Genomic DNA, 4430 nt, shown 5'->3' on the forward strand with positions numbered 1-4430 from the left:
TCTTTACCTGATCATCTTTTCTGCCTATAAATTCTATGTTGCCATCGGGAAGCCATCTGCCTAAATCTCCGGTCTTGTACAGGCGTTCTCCTTCTTTGAATGGACTCGCTATGAACTTTTCTTTGGTTAACTCTTCCTGGTTCAAATAGCCCCTGGCTAAACCATTGCCTCCTATGCAAATCTCGCCGATTATTCCTACCGGCTGGAGCTCTTCTTTTTCATTTAAAATGTAGATCTGTGTATTGGCAATAGGACATCCTATTAAAATAGCTTCTTTTTCAAATCCGATCTCCTTTACGGTACATCCAACCGTCGATTCCGTTGGGCCGTATTCATTATAGATCCGAATTGCCGGATTTAGTTTCCTCAGTATCTCTACATGAGTGTGTTCAAGTTTTTCTCCACCAACTATTGCTATTTGAACTTTTTCACTTTTTAAATCAAGTTGGCCAAGCAAACCGATATGCGCAGGAGTCAATTTTATAAAACTTAGTTCGCTCTCAAAGTATTCTTTTAAAATGGTTGTAACATGTGTGCTGCTGTTAAAAATATGCAGTTCGCCACCACTTATTAATGGTAAGAAGATACTTGTCACTGTTAAATCAAATGACAAAGACGTAAACAACCCAAAATTTAAAGGCGATGAACCATTCCAATATTTTGATTGCGCCCATTTTATATAATTTATCAGGGAAGCATGCTCCACCATTACCCCTTTTGGCCTCCCGGTGGAGCCTGAGGTATAGATCACATAAGCGAGGTTATCTGGTTGGGTTATCGAAGCTGATTTTTCAATGGAATATTCCTCCCGGCTCTCTTTGAACTTACTTAGTTCAGTTTCACCCAGGCATATCTTACATTTGGTATCCGCTTCAATGTAGTCTATTCTTTCCTGAGGGTATTCCGGATCGATTGGAAAATAAGCCCCTCCTGCCTTTAATACCCCCAGTATCGAAATAATCATCCACTCACTGCGCTCCTGTTTGATGCCCACCAGATCATCAGGCTGAATGTCATAATTATCTCCCAGGTAATGAGCAAGTTGATTGGACCGCTCATTGAGCTCCTGATAGGTTAGCTCTCTATCCTCAAATACTACCGCTATCTTAGCTGGCGTCTTCGCAACCTGTTCCTCAAACAAGTCAACGATCGTCTTGTTTTTGGAATAAGCGACCCCTGTGTCATTAAATGTGACCAATAACTCGTACTCTTCTTCTTTGGATAGGAAATTCATATGTTCAATGCTTGATTTGGATGCTCTATAAATTTATTTACTACACTATCAAGGTGATTTGTTATTCGCCCAATCAATAGTTTACTGTAATAATTTTGATTGTAATTTATAATTATGCTGATAGAAGTTAAAGCAGGATGAACTGTCAGGTTAAGATTATAATTTGCCTGTCGAAAAACTTCCAGTGATTCTATAGTTAGCCCTTCTTTACGATGCGCATGTAGTACTCCTTCATTTCCCAATTCCTTTACTGCATAGTTCTCAAATACCATGATATGATCCATCAGCGCCATGCCCGGTTCACTCTGCGACTGAACTTCTGACAGATTCATATAATGGTGGGCTGTACTCTGTATCGATTGTTCGTGCAGTGATTGTAACAGTTCAACAGGCGTAGCATCCGGAGCATACTGTACTCTTACCGGAATCGTATTGATGAACAGTCCGATCATCTCTTCAACCCCGGCCAGTTCGGCCGGACGACCGGACACCACTGCGCCAAACACTACATCATTCGTGTTGTTATAGCGTGACAACAAGTACCCCCATACCCCTTGTACAAACGTATTGTGGGTAATGCCTAACACGCTGCAAAGGGTATCCATTTTCTTAAACAGATCGCCACCTATCTGCAGGTGTTCACTGGATTCGACAAAAGTAGTGTCTGCTGCTCCTGACCTGAAGGGTATCTCTGCCGGAGATAAGTAACCTTTAAGGTAATCCTTCCAGTAACCAAGTGAACGCTCCCTGTCGATGTTTTTTAACCAATTGATATAATTGGAGTAAGGCATTACCGGTGGGAGCGCTGCTGTACTCCCCGTTATAGCCGCGCTCAACAGTTCATTAAAGTCATTGATCAGCACACTCGTGCACCAGCCATCCATTAGAATATGATGGTGACTCCAGATAAACTCATACTCTCCTGCTGATAGATCAATCACATGCAGGCGCATCTGCGAACCACTGCCCAGATCAAATCCCCGCTCCCTGTCTTTCTCCTTAATCGTTTGTAACAGTGCCTGTTGATCCGCCTCTCTATCCAGCTTCTCATAAGTAAAATTACTGGCTACTTTTTTCCTTACTATTTGTAAAGACCTGCCGGCATAATCAGTACTGAAACTGGTACGCAAGACAGCATGTCTCGCTGTTAACTGATCGTAAGCTCCTTTTAACTTTTCTATATCCAGTACCTGAGCCCGCACCCTGTAGGAGGTCTGCTCCAAATAAAGCAAGCCGGAGCTTTCAGCTAACCAGTGGTAATATATTCCCTCCTGTAAAGGAGATAATTCGTACACATCTTCCAGTGTATGGTCTGCGTTTAGCTTTGCCAGCTCTTGCCGGCTCAGCCCTTTGAAGCTTACATCCGAGGGGGTCAGATAAGTCTGCTTACTCTTAGCTAATTCTTCTATCAGCAACTGTAAGTTCTTCTTATAAGACTTAGCTAATTTTTTGATCGTTGCCGCGTCATATCTCGAACCTGAATAACGGATCGACATACCCAGTTCTCCCTTTACCAGCATCCCTGATACATCCAGTATCGCATCAGTTGTATTCTCTTTCGGTACATTTGATCCGATATACGCTGAGGCATATTCAAATAGCGAACCCTCATCATTGGATACATTTGCGCCAAAGTCTCCCAGGTAATTAAAGGTGATCTGTGGAGTAAGTTTATCTTCAAGTCCTTCCTGGCTTAAGTATTTGAGGATACCATAACCGATTCCCTTGTTTGGTACACTTCGTAAATCTTCTTTTACGTTTACTAAGCATTCTGTTTGGCTGGAAGCGTTGGAAACATTCAATACAAATGGATAGATCGTAGTAAACCAGCCAACTGTTCTGCTGATGTCTACTCCATCGATGATCTCCTCTCTTCCATGACCTTCCATCATTAAGACGCTTTTATCTGCAGACAAAACTTCTTTCAGCGCGATACCCAGACATGCCAGCAGCACATCATTTATCTCTGTATTATAAACACCATGAACACGGGTTTGCAATAGCACGGTGGTCTTCTTATCCAGGCCGAAGGATTCAGCTGAATCTATCAGAGCCGGCTGACCTTTTTTTATTACCTTATCCTGCGCTAAACCTGCGATCTGCTGATCACAGACCTGCCGCCAGTAAGTTCGCTCCTTTTCAAGCTTTTTACCTGTCGCGTATTGTTTTTGAAGCAAAGCCCATCTCTGAAAAGAATCTGTTTTTAAGGGCAACCCTGGTTTTTCGCCTGCTTTATAGCCGGAGTATAAAGCCGACAGGTCTTCTAAAAGTATACGCCACGAAACTCCATCCACCAGCAAGTGGTGAATGATCAGACCCAAACGGTCACCATCTTGCAACCTGAAATGCGCAACGCTGAATAAAGGGCCTTCAGATAACTTCATGCCCGATTGTAGCACTTCTCCCAACCGTGCCATTTCACGCGGCGCATCATCTACTTCCCTTAAGTCATAAAAGTTGATGCTGTAGCCACTTGCGCTTGTATCCTGATTAAACTGCTCCCATACTCCTTCGCGCTGTTTATAAATCATCCGAAGGGTATCGTGATGCCGGGTGAGATCCGCTATAGTCTTCTCCAGTATTTTTTTATCGATTCGCTCTTTACTCTGTAGTAAAACCGATTGGTTATAATGATTGTGTACTTTAATTCCCGGTTCTTCGAAAAACCATTTTTGAACAGGTGTCAGTTCTACTGATCCCTTTACCTCCGACTGATCGATGATCTGGCTGTTATGCAGCATTAACAGGGATAGTTCTTCCAGTACCGGTGTTCTTAGCAGGTGTTCTACTTTTAATGTATAACCCTTCTGCTTTAATCGCGCAACTACCTGGATGGACTTGATAGAATCTCCCCCGAGATTATAGAAACTATCCTTAACGCCAATGATTTTCCTTTTTAAAACATCTGACCACACCAAGGCTAAAACTTTTTCCTGCCCGGTGCGTGGAGCAACATATGCTACGCCACCGGGCAGTTCCAGTCCTTCCATGTTTGCCAGTGACTTCTTATCTATTTTGCCATTAGCGGTCAACGGCATTGCTTCGAGCTGTACAAAGCAGGCCGGAAGCATATACACCGGCAGCGTTTGTTCTAAATACGCTCTTAGATCGCCGGTATTTTGCTCAACATTGGAAGTGAGGTATGCTACCAGCTCCTTTTCTCCTGACTCATTCTCTTTGGCTAAAACTATGGCCT

Annotated in this window: 2 protein-coding genes; both read right to left on the bottom strand. The window is 43.1% G+C overall.

Annotation, left to right across the window (positions count from 1 at the left end):
- The coding region (locus A4R26_RS05695; RefSeq protein WP_133054559.1) for an amino acid adenylation domain-containing protein at positions 1–1234 on the bottom strand (1234 nt) is incomplete at its 3' end.
- On the bottom strand, positions 1231–4430 hold a 3200-nt coding region (locus A4R26_RS05700; protein ID WP_242674831.1), incomplete at its 5' end, for a condensation domain-containing protein. The genes A4R26_RS05695 and A4R26_RS05700, both read right to left, overlap by 4 nt.

The organism is Niastella populi, assembly GCF_002078015.1.
GTDB lineage: Bacteria > Bacteroidota > Bacteroidia > Chitinophagales > Chitinophagaceae > Niastella > Niastella populi.